12 protein-coding genes are annotated in these 12,881 nt (G+C 62.4%); 8 read left to right on the top strand and 4 right to left on the bottom strand.

Going from position 1 to position 12,881, the window contains the following annotated elements; translation table 11 throughout:
* Nucleotides 1–7: 7 nt before the first annotated feature.
* The 3 genes from D3877_RS16765 (at nucleotide 8) to D3877_RS16755 (ending at nucleotide 2,775) form a co-directional block, all read left to right on the top strand.
* A complete protein-coding gene (locus tag D3877_RS16765; protein WP_119831855.1) occupies nucleotides 8–901 on the top strand; it encodes a DUF3800 domain-containing protein in 894 nt (297 codons plus the stop codon).
* Between the two features lie 353 nt (nucleotides 902–1,254).
* On the top strand, nucleotides 1,255–2,034 hold the full coding sequence (locus D3877_RS16760) for an enoyl-CoA hydratase/isomerase family protein (protein ID WP_119832508.1): 780 nt from the start codon (nucleotides 1,255–1,257) through the stop codon (nucleotides 2,032–2,034).
* Between the two features lie 3 nt (nucleotides 2,035–2,037).
* Entirely contained in the window at nucleotides 2,038–2,775 is a 738-nt protein-coding gene (locus D3877_RS16755; protein ID WP_119831854.1) for an aspartate/glutamate racemase family protein, read from the top strand.
* Between the two features lie 110 nt (nucleotides 2,776–2,885).
* Here D3877_RS16755 and D3877_RS16750 read toward each other — a convergent pair whose 3' ends face one another.
* On the bottom strand, nucleotides 2,886–3,845 hold the full coding sequence (locus D3877_RS16750) for a hypothetical protein (RefSeq protein WP_147395211.1): 960 nt from the start codon (nucleotides 3,843–3,845) through the stop codon (nucleotides 2,886–2,888).
* Nucleotides 3,846–4,298: 453 nt separating this feature from the next.
* Between D3877_RS16750 and D3877_RS16745 the strand changes: the two genes are divergently transcribed.
* Nucleotides 4,299–5,735 (top strand): DHA2 family efflux MFS transporter permease subunit, encoded by a 1,437-nt coding sequence (locus tag D3877_RS16745; protein ID WP_119831852.1) that lies wholly within the window; start codon nucleotides 4,299–4,301, stop codon nucleotides 5,733–5,735.
* Between the two features lie 14 nt (nucleotides 5,736–5,749).
* Here the strand turns inward: D3877_RS16745 and D3877_RS16740 are convergent, their stop codons facing one another.
* Nucleotides 5,750–6,787 carry a hypothetical protein gene (locus D3877_RS16740; RefSeq protein ID WP_119831851.1) on the bottom strand — a complete coding sequence of 346 codons (1,038 nt, stop codon included), beginning with the start codon at nucleotides 6,785–6,787 and terminating at the stop codon, nucleotides 5,750–5,752.
* A 327-nt stretch (nucleotides 6,788–7,114) separates the two neighbouring features.
* On the opposite strand from D3877_RS16740, the gene D3877_RS16735 reads away from it, so the two are divergent.
* Both D3877_RS16735 and D3877_RS16730 read left to right on the top strand, forming a co-directional pair.
* Entirely contained in the window at nucleotides 7,115–8,005 is an 891-nt protein-coding gene (locus D3877_RS16735; RefSeq protein ID WP_119832507.1) for a LysR family transcriptional regulator, read from the top strand.
* A gap of 612 nt (nucleotides 8,006–8,617) precedes the next feature.
* Entirely contained in the window at nucleotides 8,618–9,343 is a 726-nt protein-coding gene (locus tag D3877_RS16730) for a TerC family protein (RefSeq protein ID WP_119831850.1), read from the top strand.
* Between the two features lie 46 nt (nucleotides 9,344–9,389).
* Here D3877_RS16730 and D3877_RS16725 read toward each other — a convergent pair whose 3' ends face one another.
* The gene (locus D3877_RS16725; RefSeq protein WP_119831849.1) at nucleotides 9,390–9,800 is read right to left on the bottom strand and encodes a CBS domain-containing protein; all 411 of its coding nucleotides are present in this window, start codon (nucleotides 9,798–9,800) and stop codon (nucleotides 9,390–9,392) included.
* Between the two features lie 132 nt (nucleotides 9,801–9,932).
* Nucleotides 9,933–11,144 (bottom strand): YbfB/YjiJ family MFS transporter, encoded by a 1,212-nt coding sequence (locus D3877_RS16720; protein ID WP_119831848.1) that lies wholly within the window; start codon nucleotides 11,142–11,144, stop codon nucleotides 9,933–9,935.
* Between the two features lie 182 nt (nucleotides 11,145–11,326).
* On the opposite strand from D3877_RS16720, the gene D3877_RS16715 reads away from it, so the two are divergent.
* Together D3877_RS16715 and fdxA are read left to right on the top strand one after the other, a co-directional pair.
* The gene (locus D3877_RS16715) at nucleotides 11,327–12,235 is read left to right on the top strand and encodes a LysR family transcriptional regulator (RefSeq protein WP_119832506.1); all 909 of its coding nucleotides are present in this window, start codon (nucleotides 11,327–11,329) and stop codon (nucleotides 12,233–12,235) included.
* Between the two features lie 85 nt (nucleotides 12,236–12,320).
* Complete coding sequence (gene fdxA / locus D3877_RS16710) at nucleotides 12,321–12,656, top strand: ferredoxin FdxA (protein WP_119831847.1); 336 nt, start codon at nucleotides 12,321–12,323, stop codon at nucleotides 12,654–12,656.
* The last annotated feature ends 225 nt before the right edge of the window (nucleotides 12,657–12,881 follow it).

Raw genomic sequence — 12,881 nt, 5'->3', positions numbered from 1 at the left:
GAAAAACATGTCTGTTGATTATGTTGCATACATTGACGAAGCTGGGGATGATGGGTTGAAACGCGTCTATCCGTTTTATGAGAACGGATCATCAGAGTGGTTCATTGTATCTTGCCTTTTAGTCAGGGCGGAAAACGACCATCTGATGCTTGACACTGTGAAAAGCATTGTATCGCAGTTTAAAAATTCGCAGCGCATGGATATACATTATCGAGACCTTATTCCCGCAAAAAAGAAAATCGCCTGCGAGGCAATAGCGCTGGCTAAGATTAGATCTTTTGTTGTGATGTCAAACAAAAAGAACATGCAAAATTATTACAACGAGAAAATTCGAGGAAGACCAGAGTACGCGGAGGGCGATAAGAATTTCTTATATTGGTGGACTGTCCGCTGTCTTTTGGAACGCGTGACAGAGGAATGCGAAATACAATCATTAAAAGATAAAAAATCCCCGCAGAAATTGCGCATTATATTTTCTCGACGCGGAGGAATGAATTACAATCATTTCCGCGATTATTTAATAAAGCTTCACGGGCAGAGTATCAGCGGTTCTTTATACAATAAATTTGGAGATCTTCGGTGGTCCGCGATAGATCATCAAGAAATATTTGCTTATGACCATAAGAGCATGGCAGGACTTCAGCTAGCCGACGTCGTTGCGAGCGCATTCTACCAAGCTGTAGCAGAGACTCCAACCCGTGAATGCGACCCACAATTCGCAAAGATGCTGAAAAAAACTGTAGCCTTCAAAGTTGAGATGGCTAGAGATGGCGACAAATATAGACGGAGATTTGGTTATGGAGTAAAATTGTTGCCTTCTCTTAAGAAGGCCGAATTAACAGCTCAACAGACTCGCATATTTGACATTTACAGTGCACCAGACTGGATAAAAAGGCGGTAGGCCCCCGGCCCCTGTACCATCGTGAGCTAGCCACGACTGCCGCAGCGAATTAGCGACTCGGAGTTCCCGGCGTTGCCTACCGTCTAAGAACCTAATGTTATCGTGCTAAAATGTCAAGCGTTGACGTATATGGATTAAGTTTTAGCAATCAGAATACGTCAGCACATATCAGGTATGTGTCACTATTTCTCCCACCAGCTTGCAGAAGCGTTCTGTGGAATCGTTAGGTGCGCTCCTTATTTTAACTAAGCTATAAAAGGTTGAGAGCGAGGCCCCAGCGCTTCTCGCCCCCTTGACGCCGCCCCACTCCCTGTGGTCAGCCGTCCATACGGGAACGCATGGAGGAACACCGCATGGTCGGCGCCGTCACCTTGAACCGCGAGGGCGTGGTCGCAACCCTCACCCTCACCAACCCCGACAAGCTGAACGCCGTCGACAAGCCGATGTGGCATGACCTGATTGGTCATTTGGCGGCGTTGGAGGCCGACGAGTCCGTCCGCGTCGTCGTGATGCGCGGGGCGGGCGGGCGCTCCTTCAGCCCCGGCGCCGACATTTCCGAATTCGCCAGCGAACGCGACAGCCCGGACCAGGGCGCCGCCTACGGCGTATTGATGGACGAGGGGCTGGACGGGCTGCGCCGCTTGCGCCACCCAGTGATCGCGGCGATCAACGGGCCGTGCTGCGGCATCGGCTTGGCCCTGGCGCTGGCCTGCGATCTGCGGATCTGCACCGACAACAGCCGTTTCGGCGTGCCGGTCAGCCGGTTGGGCATTTCCATGGCCCTGCCGGAACTGAAGCTGGTCCACGACATCGCCGGCGGTCCCGCCGCGATGGAAATCCTGCTGGAAGGCCGCGTGTTCGACGCCGCCGAGGCCAAGGACAAGCGGCTGGTCCACCGCGTCGTTTCCAACGATGATTTTGAAAGCGAAATTGTTGCGACCTGCGACCGGATCGCCGCTGGCGCGCCGCTGGCCGCCACGCTGCACAAGCGCTTCGTTCACCGCCTGTCCAACCCGGCGCCGTTGACCGAGGCCGAGATCGCCGAATGCTACGAGTGTTTCGGTACAGAGGATTTCCGCGAGGGCTATCGCGCCTTCCTGGACAAACGCAAACCCGTCTTCAAAGGCCGCTGACCGATGACCACGACGCTGACGACGCCTCACCCCCTGCCGCAAAAGACCATCGGCGTGCTGGGCGGCATGAGCGATCAAGCCACCGCCGATTATTACCGCCTGCTCAACGCCGGGCTGAACGCCCGTTACGGCGGTTGGGACATTGGCGAGATCGTCATCGTCAGCGTCAATTTCGGCAACATCCAGCGCTTCATCCGCTCCGGCGACTGGGACGGCGCTCATCGTTACCTAGCCGGAAAGATCGATGCGCTGGAAAGGGCCGGGGCCGACGTCATCCTGTGCGCGTCCAACACCATGCACCGGGTGGTCGAACCGATCATGGCGAGCCGCGCCACCCCCTTCATCCACATCGCCGACCCGACTGGCGCGGCGATCCGCGCCGCCGGGCTGACGCGGGTGGCGCTGCTCGGCACGCGGGCGACCATGCAATCGGAGCTTCTACGCGCCCGCTTCAAGGATCGTTTCGACATCGATTTGATGACGCCGTCCGACGACGACCAAGCCACCATCGACCGCATCATCTTCGATGAGTTGGTCCGCCGCGATTTGCGGCCCGAATCCAAGGCCGCCTATCTGGGGATCGTCGATGATTTGCGCGCGCACGGCGCGCAGGGCGTCATTCTGGGCTGCACCGAAATCTTCCTGCTGATCGACCAGAGCGACCGCCCCGATTTCCCGGTCTTCGACACCACCGCCCTGCACACGGCGGCGGCGGTCGCCTTCGCGGCGGGAGAGGACTGAGCGCGTGTGAAAGAACGCCCGGACCCGGCCATGTCGGCGACCGGGTCCGATCATGCGGCGCCCGCCCTTTGGTCCGGCGCAGGCCGGACCGGACCGGACGGACTCCCACCTCAGGTCAACGCCGTGTAATGCGGCTCGAACTCGGCAACTTTGATGTCTCCCTTGCTGCTTTGCGGCCAAACGACCTGCAACAACGTCACGTGACGATCATCCTGCTCACGGGAGACCATTCGGGCGGAAGGAGCGGCGATAGAGACGGCGTCTTTGATTTTGCCAGACCCTTCCACCTGCGTGTTCAAGACGACGGAGCCACGGGAGTTCATCCCGATCTGGTTGTAGGCCAATTTCGAGTCACTGCCGTCAACCCAAAAGACATACCCGATGCCAGCGGACTGAATGACCATAGCTGGAGCGAATTTGCTGGATATTTCCTTAAATATCAATCGGTTATGAATGTCGAAATTGATCGTGTTCCTCGACGCCAGCAGGATGTTGAGGTGTTTGTTCTCGTCGAAATAGGTCATGATCGGACGACCGTTGATCGTGGTCATGGCGGGACCGCTGGACGCCTTCTGATCAAGTTGGATCTGCATCCAGCCTGTCTGGATTTTTTTCCAAGGCTGGAACTGGGTCAGGCACAAATGCTCGCGCGGATCCCGCCACGCCAGGTTGATGACCAACTGTCCGTTTTGAGTGCCCAACATCGCGGCGATAATCCCATCCAGGCTGACGGCGGATATCACCTCCTGGCTGGTGGTGGAAACGACCAGCTTTCCGTCAGCGCCTCTCTGCACCTCTGCGCAATAAATTTGGTATCCACCATCAACCTTTGACTGCGCAGCCCAAATTAGATAGCCGCCACCTCCAGAAGGAAACATAACCAGCGACGGCCCGCTTAATGTCTTAAATTGTGTTTTTACGCTAGGAAAATTAAATGTATCCATGGGCGAGCTTGAGACATTTACGACACTGTCCAGCCCGGTCCACGTCATAATATTTTCATTTTGACCATAAACAATAACAGCTCTGTTTCCCGTCATCTGTTTTGTCTCGAAAATTTTTTCGGCCATCACGGTCCCCCGATTGATATTTTATGAAGTTTTCCCTGAAAGCTCCCCATCCGACGATGATCGGCGTCAACTTCCAGTCCCATTCGAATAGAGGAAGGAACTTGTTTATCGTCAATAATAAAAATTGTATTATATTGAATCAAAATTCTTAATTCGGGTATTTGTGTGCGAATTACTTGTTTTTGGACGCCCCGAGCCCATACCCTGAAAGCCCGACCGCTGGGCGATCCTCCGCGCTCCTCAGGGGAGGGCGAGCCATCAGCGGCCATCCCGGCAAACGCCCTGACGCGCGGCAGACAGGACGCGATCTGCGCCTTGCCCCCTCACACCCAAGGTTCTGCGCGCGCGTCCTCCACCGCGCGCGCATGTCTGGGTCATGGCATCGGCGATGGTCATTGCGGCGAATAGCCTCAGATTGGGAAACAACGCTCCGTTGCCGTCGGTCTCCCCGCCATGCCCCGCGCCGCCTCCCCCCGCGTCATTCCGCTGATCGTCGCCTGCGCCCTGTTCATGGAGAATCTGGACGCGACGGTGATCGCCACCGCCCTGCCCGACATCGCGCGGTCGCTGGGCGAGGATCCGTTGCACCTCAGTCTGGCCATGACCTCCTACATGCTGGCTTTGGCGGTGTTCTTGCCGCTCAGCGGCTGGGCGGCGGATCGCTTCGGGGCGCGGACGGTTTTCGCGTCGGCCATCGCGGTGTTCACCGCCGGGTCGGTGCTGTGCGGCCTGTCGAACGGCTTGGCGGAGCTGGTCGCCGCCCGCATCCTCCAGGGGATCGGCGGGGCGATGATGGCGCCGGTCGGGCGGTTGATTCTGCTGCGCAGCGTGCCGAAAGGCCAGTTGGTCGCCGCCATGGCGCGGATGACCTTGCCCGCGCTGATTGGCCCGGCGCTGGGGCCGCTGGTGGGCGGGGCCATCAGCACCTACGCCTCCTGGCGCTGGATCTTCTTCATCAACATCCCCATCGGCCTGTTGGGGTTGGGTCTGGTCCTGAGCCTGATTCCCAACCACCGCGAAGAAAACCGCGACCCCTTCGACGGCGTCGGCTTCGCCTTGAGCGGCGTCGCTCTCGCCGCCTTCATGTTTGGTTTCGAGAATGTCGGGCGCGATCTGCTGCCGCCGCTGGCGGTCGTCGCCCTGTTGGCGGTGGCGCTGGCCGCCGCCCTGCTCTATCTGCGCCACGCCCGCCGGGTCGAGCGCCCGGTGCTGGACCCATCCCTGCTGCGCCTGCCGACCTACGCGGCGGCGATCTTTGGCGGCACGCTGTTCCGCGTCGGCATCGGCGCGGTTCCGTTTCTGGTGCCGGTGATGCTGCAAATCGGCTTTGGCCTCAGCGCCTTTGCATCCGGGGCGCTGACCTTCGCCGGGGCGGCGGGGGCCTTGACGATGAAGGCGCTGGCCGGGCCGATCCTGCGCCGCGCCGGGTTCCGCCGCGTGCTGATGGTCAACGCCCTGGTCAGCGGCGTCATTCTGGCGGGCTATGGCGCCTTCCGCCCCGACACGCCGCACACGCTGATATTGGCGGCCTTGCTGGCGGGCGGCTTCTTTCGCTCCCTGCAATTCACCGGCATCAACAGCCTGACCTACGCCGAGGTTCCCAGCGACAAGACCAGCCGCGCCAACACGCTGGCCCTGGTGATGCAACAGGTCTCGCTCAGCCTTGGCGTCGCGGTGGGGGCCAGCGCCCTGCATCTGACCCTGCTGTGGAGCGGCGGGCCGCTGAACGCGGCGGCCTTCGTCCCGGCCTTCGCCATCGTCGGGACGTTGGCCTGCGTCTCCAGCCTGTTTTTCTGGCGCCTGCCCGCCGACGCCGGGGCGGAGATCAGCGGCCACCGAATCGGCAACGACAACGCCGCCAAACCCCGCCTGACCGACGCGGCGGACTGAGCCTCAGCGACCGATCAGCCCTTGACCGCCGCAGGAGCCTCCGAAGTGGCCGCCGTCGCGGCTGGCGGGGCCGCGCCGCGCAACAACTTCATCACCCCATCCACCAGTTGGCCGACATGGTCGCGCACATAGTCGGGGCGGCTTTCCGACTGGATCATCAGCATGGGCTGCGCCGTGTTGCCCTTGTCCGGGTCAAACAGCCCGAATCGCGCCTTGGACGAGGCGAATTCCGGGTGCCAATCCTTGTTCTCCTCCATGAATTTGCCGAAGGCGCCGGATTTCATGGCGGCGTTGCCCGCTTTGGCCTCGTCGCCGCCGCCCAGCATGTCGACCAACCCGTCCTTCACCGCTTGGGGCGACATCGCGGCGAGCTTTTCCATCGCCGAATCGTCGATCATGATTTCAATCTGCTCGCTGCCGGTCCCCTGCGTTCCCGGCAGATACAGCGTAATCATGGAGGTCTTGGCGGTTCCCTCCGGCATGCCGGACGTCCCCTGCTGGGCCGCCTCCCGCGCCAGAAGTTCCGGGGGCTTTTGGGGGCCGCCCTTGCCGTCCAACGCCAACGTCTTGTCAATCACATCCGCGATTTTGCCGGTCAGGGCGACGCCGCCACCGTCATCAATGTTGGCCGACAGGCCAAGCGCCTCGCGCACGCTGCTCATCATCCCAAAACGGTGAGCCATCTTGTCGCGGTGATAATCCATGATCGCCTGATTCGCCCCCGGCGCGAACGCGGGCTGGTCGCCCTCAAGCGTCAAGGTCGGTCGTTTGAACTGGATGGCAGGCCCCGTCCATCCGGCCTCTGGCGCCGTGGTCTTCGCCGCAGCGGTCGCGGTTTCCGCCCCCGCTGGAGACGCCGCAGTGGCCGCTTGCCCCTTCAGGGACGCCAGCGCCTTCGCTGAAAACGTCACCGCGTCGACCGGCCCGGCCGAGGTCGCCGCTTTGCTGGCCGCGCCGCTGGCGGTCGTCGTCTTGACGAACAGCGAGGCGCTTGACAGGGTTGTGGTGGTGAAAATATTGGGCGTTTGCCCGGATAAGGGCTTCACGGACATGATGCGCGCTCCCCAAAAGCAACCAATCCGTGAAGAGTAATTTTATTACCGTTTACAGGTTATTAATTTCGCAACCAGGGGTGATGAAAAGCACCCATCCGCCGCCATAGGCTGCGACATTTCGCACCTGCCACCCCACGCAACTCTGCAAAGGCTGCGGGTTCGGATGAGAATAACTCCGGCGATCATGATTAATTTTCGTGCGAATCCCGCGCGGTAGAGCGTGCGTTCCGGGCGCGTTCCCGCTATAAAGATGCATGGCGGCTATGCGCCGCCTTCAAAAAATGGGAGGCTCTCCGTCATCGCGCGCGAGAGCGGGACAGTATGATGGATTGGGACAAGCTTCGCGTCTTCCATGCGGTGGCCGAAGCCGGCAGCTTCACGCACGCCGGTGAGACCCTGAACCTCAGCCAGTCGGCCGTCAGCCGACAGATCAGCGCGCTTGAGGAAAGTCTGGGCGTTCCCCTGTTCCACCGGCACGCCCGTGGCCTCATCCTCACCGAACAGGGCGAACTGCTGCACCGCACCGCCCGCGACGTCTTCGCCAAACTCTCGATGACCGAGGCGATGCTGACCGAAAGCCGGGAGCATCCCAAAGGGCCGTTGCGGGTGACGACGACGGTCGCCTTCGGATCGACGTGGCTGACGCCGCGCATCAACGAATTCATGTCGATTTACCCCGACATTCAACTGACGCTGCTGATCGACGACGACGAGCTGGATTTGGCCATGCGCGAGGCGGACATCGCCATCCGCATGAACACGCCGCGCCAGCCGGACCTCATTCAGCGTCATCTGATGTCGATCCGCTTCCACCTCTACGCCAGCCAGGGCTATCTGAAGAAACGCGGGACGCCGAAGACGCCGAACGATCTGGACAGCCACGACATCATCGCCTACCCGCCGGACGTGCGGGCGCCGATCCCGAACGTGAACTGGATCATGGATGTGGGCGAGCCGTCGGCGGCCCGCCGCCCGATTCTTCAGGTCAACAGCGTCTACGCCATCTACCGCGCGGTCGAAAGCGGCCTGGGCATCGCCGCCTTGCCCGATTTTCTGGTCGATGGCCAAGCCAAGGATCTGGTGCGCGTTCTGCCCGACGTGGACGGGCCGAAAGTGGACGCCTATTTCGTGTATGCCGAAGAATTGCGCCATTCCAAGCGCATCGCGGTCTTCCGCGACTTTCTGGTCAAAAAAGTGGCAGAGACGCCCTTCTGATCCGCCGCCTTTTTGCGCCCTTGGTAACAGCATTGCCGAAATCAACCCGGTGTTGACGTCTTTCCAACGTCCACCCGGTTGGTTTCGGCATTTTTGTTCGCAGATTCAGAGCACTGCAAGCCATGCGCGTTGCGCATGGTAGTTTTCTGTATTTTTGCCTGGAAACTTGGCAGAGAAATGGTCAAATTTCGATCATTGGATGTTGCGACGCAGCATTCGATGTTTCGTCCCGGGGGCATCCCCTCCGGGGTTGGGTCTCCCGACCCAGCGTCTCCCAGACGTGAAGCCTCCCTGTTCAACTCGCCGCTAGGCCTCCCGGCTTAGCGGCGGTTTTTTTGTGCGCAGGGAATTGTGCCGCAAAAACAGGCGATACCCGCCGCGCCCAAAACACCGGCGCTCCATCGCGCTTGATCGAAAACGCGCCACGGTTAAAACTCCCCGCACAGAGCGCCATCGCGTGAACAGGTCGTCGGCCTGAACCTGTCGGATGATCGCGGAAATTCTCCCGCGCCCTCTTGCAGGACGGTCAACGCGCCCTCATGTGGTCGCGGTCTGGGAACGCCCTTCGGCGCCCGCTCCCCATCCTCCCGCGCTTCCCGGAGCCACCGCCTCATGTTCGACCTGCTCGCCGACCCGAATGTCTGGGCCAGCCTTCTGACGCTGACCGCGTTGGAAATCGTGCTGGGCATCGACAACATCATCTTCATCTCAATCATGGCGTCGAAGCTGCCCGCCCACCAGCAGCACAAGGCCCGTCAGGTCGGTCTGGCGCTGGCGCTGCTGACCCGCCTCATGCTGCTGGCTTCCATCGCCTGGGTGGCGCAACTGACCCAACCGATGTTCACCATTCTGGGCTGGGCGGTGTCGGGGCGCGACCTGATCCTGATTGGCGGCGGCCTGTTCCTGCTGGCCAAAGGCACGCTGGAGATTCACCACACGGTCGAAGGCCATGAGGAGGAAGGGGCGGCGCCCAAAATCGCCAGCTTCCGCTCCGTCGTCATCCAGATCATGTTTCTGGACATCGTGTTCTCGCTGGACAGCGTCATCACGGCGGTCGGCATGTCCGATCATCTGCCGGTGATGATCGCGGCGGTCGTCATCGCCATGGCGGTGATGCTGTTCGCCTCCGGTCCGGTCGGCGATTTCGTCAACCGCCACACCACGGTGAAGATGCTGGCGCTGTCCTTCCTGCTGCTGGTCGGCGTCGCGCTGGTCGCCGACGGCATCGGCTTCCACATTCCCAAGGGCTATCTGTATTTCGCCATCGCCTTCTCGGCGCTGGTCGAATCGCTCAACCTGATGGCGTTGGCCCGCCGAAAGAAAGCGGCGGGGCACTGAGGCCCCGCCGGGTTCCGATCCAGCCAATTGAATAGCAGGCGACGGTTCAGGCCGTCGCCTGTTCGGCCATCAGATGCTCATACGCCACCTTGAACAGGTCGCGGATCGACACGATGCCGACCGCGCGCTTGCCCTGGGTGATCGGCAGATGGCGGTAATGCTTGGAATGCATCAGGGTCAACGCCTCGACCGCGTCGGCGTCGGGCGGCAGGGTGTCGGGATTGCGGGTCATCACGCTGGCGACCTCGACCGACGCTGGATCCAGATCCTTCGACAGAACCTTGTTGTTCAGGTCGCGCTCGGTGACGATGCCGACCAGCGCGCCGTGATTGACCACCAGCACCGCGCCGATGTTGTTGTCGGCCATCATCTTCGACACGGTGGCGACCGAGGTGTCTTCCGACACCAGAATCAGTTCCTGCGACTTGACGACGTCCGGGACGAGCTTGCGTTTCATGATTCCCCCATTTTGTTGTCCCGCACAGTCGGTTGTGCGGTGCGGGGGAACTGTAACCAAAGCGGATGATCGGCGGAAGCGACGGCGGGTTATGGAAACGGACGCGTATTGTCGCAGTCCGACGCCTACCCCTTACGACGCCGCGCCCATCGACGCCACCGCCCTCACCCGCGCTTGCCGCCCGGCAATCCAGGCCCCCAGCGCCAGCAACAGCGCGCCCAGCACCACGGCGGCGGCGGCCCCCAGCAAGGCGGAGTCAAAGCTGCCGGTGCGCGCCACCACCAGCCCGGCGGGCAGCGGTCCGATGATCTGCCCGACCCCATAGACGGCGGTCAGCGCCCCGACCACCCGCGCCGCGCCGCCACTGGACAGCGAGCGGCCCAGCGCGAAGGCCTGCGAGACGATGCCGACAAAGGTGCCGCCGAACAGCAGGGCCGACAGCACCGCCGCCACCGGCGATCCGGTCATCGGCAGCAGGATGCCGACGGTCTGCGCGAGATGGGCCAGGATCAACGCCCACCAGGAGCCGAAGCGTCGGGCCACCGCCGCCCAAAACACCCCCGCCCCCATGGCGCCCAACCCGACGACGATCCAGGCCGCCTGACCGACGGCGGCGGTTTCCGGCATGGTCTTGAGAATCGACACCAGGAAGGTGCCCGACACGATGTAGCCGCCGCCCTCCAGGAAATAGGCGACGGTCAGCAGCAGCAAGGGAAGCGACAGCGCCGCCGCCTTGCCACCGCCCGCGTCCGCCCCAGAAACCGGCGGCGCAGCCACCGGCGGCGGATCCGTCACCCACAGCGCAGGGAACAACCCAGCCACCGCGCAGATCCCGCCCAACGCCAACCAATCGCCGGTCCAGCTCAGCCGCCCCCCAATCAGCGCCACGAACAGCCCCGACGAGGCGATGCCCACCCCAACCCCGGTGTACAGCCACCCGGCCCAGCGTTCGCCCTGCGCGCGAACCAGCGTGTCGAGCACCATGGCGATGCCCAGAATGAAAATCCCGGCGCTCGACACGCCGGAGACAAAACGCAAAACGCTCCAGGGCAACATCGCGGATTCGGCGTCGCCGAAATCCAGCCCCATCGCCGCCGTGCTGCCGACGCTCAACGCCAGCGCCGCGCGGAAGACGGCAGTGCGGACGGGGCCATGCGGGACCAGCCCGGCCCCCAGCGCCCCCAGGAAATAACCCAGATAATTCAGCGAGGCGAGGAAGCCCGCCCCATCGGCCCCCAAGCCGGTCGCCGCCTGCATCGCGGGCAGGATCGGGGTGAAGGCGAAGCGCGCCACCCCCATGGCGATGGCGAGCGCGATGACGCCGCCGATGAGCACGCGAAACATGGTGGGATCCGCCTGTGGCCGTAAGGAAAAACTTGGTGTCGCCAACCATCATGATCGCGGCTCGCCACTCATTTCCAATGAATTGTTCTGATGATACACTCCACTTTCAGTGATGGGAGATCTGCGCAAAAAGCAGGCGGCCCCGTCGGCGGCAGGGCATGGGCGGCGGAAAGGAAGCGGGCATGGATCTGGCAGGGTTGCGCGTCGTCAAGGCGGTGGCCGACACCGGCAGCGTCAGCCGCGCGGCGGAAACGCTGCATTGCGTCCAGTCGAACGTGACGGCGCGGATCAAAAGGCTGGAAGAGGATCTGGGCGTCGATCTGTTCCATCGAATGAGCCGGGGCATGGCCCCGACCCCGGCAGGGCGGGTGCTGGCCGATTACGCCGACCGCGTGCTGCGGCTGGTCGCCCAGGCGCGCGACGCGGTGGCCGACGCCGCCGGGCGTGGCGGGCGGCTGGCCATCGGCGCCATGGAATCGACGGCGGCGGTGCGCCTGCCGCCGATTTTGGCGCGCTTTCACGCCGATCACCCGACGGTTGAGTTGACCATCGCCCCCGGCCCGACCGAGACGCTGTTGATCGAGGTTCTGGCCGGTCGGATCGACGGGGCCTTTGTCGGCGGGGCGGTCGATCACCCCGATCTGATCGCCGTTCCGGTCTTTGACGAAGAGTTGGTGTTGGTCGAACCCGTATCCGGTCTGACCAGCGAGTCCGGGCGCCGCACGCTGATCGGCTTCGCTCGCTCCTGCGCCTATCGCGGGCGGGCGGAGATGGCGATGCGCGACGCCGGGCGGGTGCCGTACCGGGTCATGGAATTCGGCTCGCTCGACGCCATATTGGGATGCGTGGGGGCGGGCATGGGCGTCACCGTCATGCCGCGTTCGGTGGTGGAGCGCGAGCCGTGGCGCCGCACGCTGGCCTGGCGACCGCTGCCCGACTCCCTGGCCCGGATGCCCACCTTGTTCGTCCGCCGCGCCGACGGCGTCGAGACGGCCAGCCTGCGCGCCTTCCTGGACGCGGTGTCCGAACATCCCGCGACGCAAGCGCCCACACCACACACAGGGTTGAAGAGGCTCGCGACGGCGTGCTAGGGAGGCGCGGGTTGGCAATCCGGCGCGGCTTCCTCGGATAAGACGGATCCGAATCGTTCGGCTGGAACAGCGGAGAGAGAACATCATGCCTTACGTCGTCACCGACGATTGCATCAAGTGCAAGTACACCGACTGCGTCGAGGTCTGCCCCGTGGATTGCTTCTACGAGGGTGAGAACATGCTGGTGATCCACCCGGACGAATGCATCGACTGCGGCGTGTGCGAGCCGGAATGCCCGGCCGAGGCGATTGTCCCCGACACCGACGACCGCGCGACCAAGTGGCTGGAGCTGAACCGCGATTACGCCACGAAATGGCCGAACATCACGCGCAAGAAGGACGCCCTGCCCGACGCCGACGAGTGGAAGGGCAAATCCGGCAAGCTCGATCTGCTGTCGCCCAAGCCGGGTTCCGGCGCCTAAGTACGGAGTCGCGGCGGTTTCACCCCCGTCCGCCAAATATGTTGCCATGCAAAATGGACGGGTCGGCCATGGTCGGACGGTGGATAAAACCGTCCGGCGGCTTGCGCGTTCCCTTTGTAACTTGGGCGTAACATCGCTATAATGCGCGCCCGGAGCCGGCCTTCGCGCCATTGCCGGTTTTCCCAACGTCCAAGGACCGAACCGATGTTTGCGATCGTCGTGGAT

Origin of the sequence: Azospirillum cavernae (assembly GCF_003590795.1) — a bacterium.
GTDB lineage: Bacteria > Pseudomonadota > Alphaproteobacteria > Azospirillales > Azospirillaceae > Azospirillum > Azospirillum cavernae.
This window is presented reverse-complemented; position numbering and strand designations above follow the sequence as displayed.

What these genes read in the sequence shown, in the direction of transcription:
- D3877_RS16725 (WP_119831849.1), bottom strand. Translation starts at nt 9,800, where the DNA reads ATGAAACGCAAGCTCGTCCCGGACGTCGTCAAGTCGCAGGAACTGATT.
- D3877_RS16745 (WP_119831852.1), top strand. Translation starts at nt 4,299, where the DNA reads ATGCCCCGCGCCGCCTCCCCCCGCGTCATTCCGCTGATCGTCGCCTGC.
- D3877_RS16720 (WP_119831848.1), bottom strand. Translation starts at nt 11,144, where the DNA reads ATGTTTCGCGTGCTCATCGGCGGCGTCATCGCGCTCGCCATCGCCATG.
- D3877_RS16750 (WP_147395211.1), bottom strand. Translation starts at nt 3,845, where the DNA reads ATGGCCGAAAAAATTTTCGAGACAAAACAGATGACGGGAAACAGAGCT.
- D3877_RS16755 (WP_119831854.1), top strand. Translation starts at nt 2,038, where the DNA reads ATGACCACGACGCTGACGACGCCTCACCCCCTGCCGCAAAAGACCATC.
- D3877_RS16730 (WP_119831850.1), top strand. Translation starts at nt 8,618, where the DNA reads ATGTTCGACCTGCTCGCCGACCCGAATGTCTGGGCCAGCCTTCTGACG.
- fdxA (WP_119831847.1), top strand. Translation starts at nt 12,321, where the DNA reads ATGCCTTACGTCGTCACCGACGATTGCATCAAGTGCAAGTACACCGAC.
- D3877_RS16715 (WP_119832506.1), top strand. Translation starts at nt 11,327, where the DNA reads ATGGATCTGGCAGGGTTGCGCGTCGTCAAGGCGGTGGCCGACACCGGC.
- D3877_RS16735 (WP_119832507.1), top strand. Translation starts at nt 7,115, where the DNA reads ATGGATTGGGACAAGCTTCGCGTCTTCCATGCGGTGGCCGAAGCCGGC.
- D3877_RS16760 (WP_119832508.1), top strand. Translation starts at nt 1,255, where the DNA reads ATGGTCGGCGCCGTCACCTTGAACCGCGAGGGCGTGGTCGCAACCCTC.
- D3877_RS16765 (WP_119831855.1), top strand. Translation starts at nt 8, where the DNA reads ATGTCTGTTGATTATGTTGCATACATTGACGAAGCTGGGGATGATGGG.
- D3877_RS16740 (WP_119831851.1), bottom strand. Translation starts at nt 6,787, where the DNA reads ATGTCCGTGAAGCCCTTATCCGGGCAAACGCCCAATATTTTCACCACC.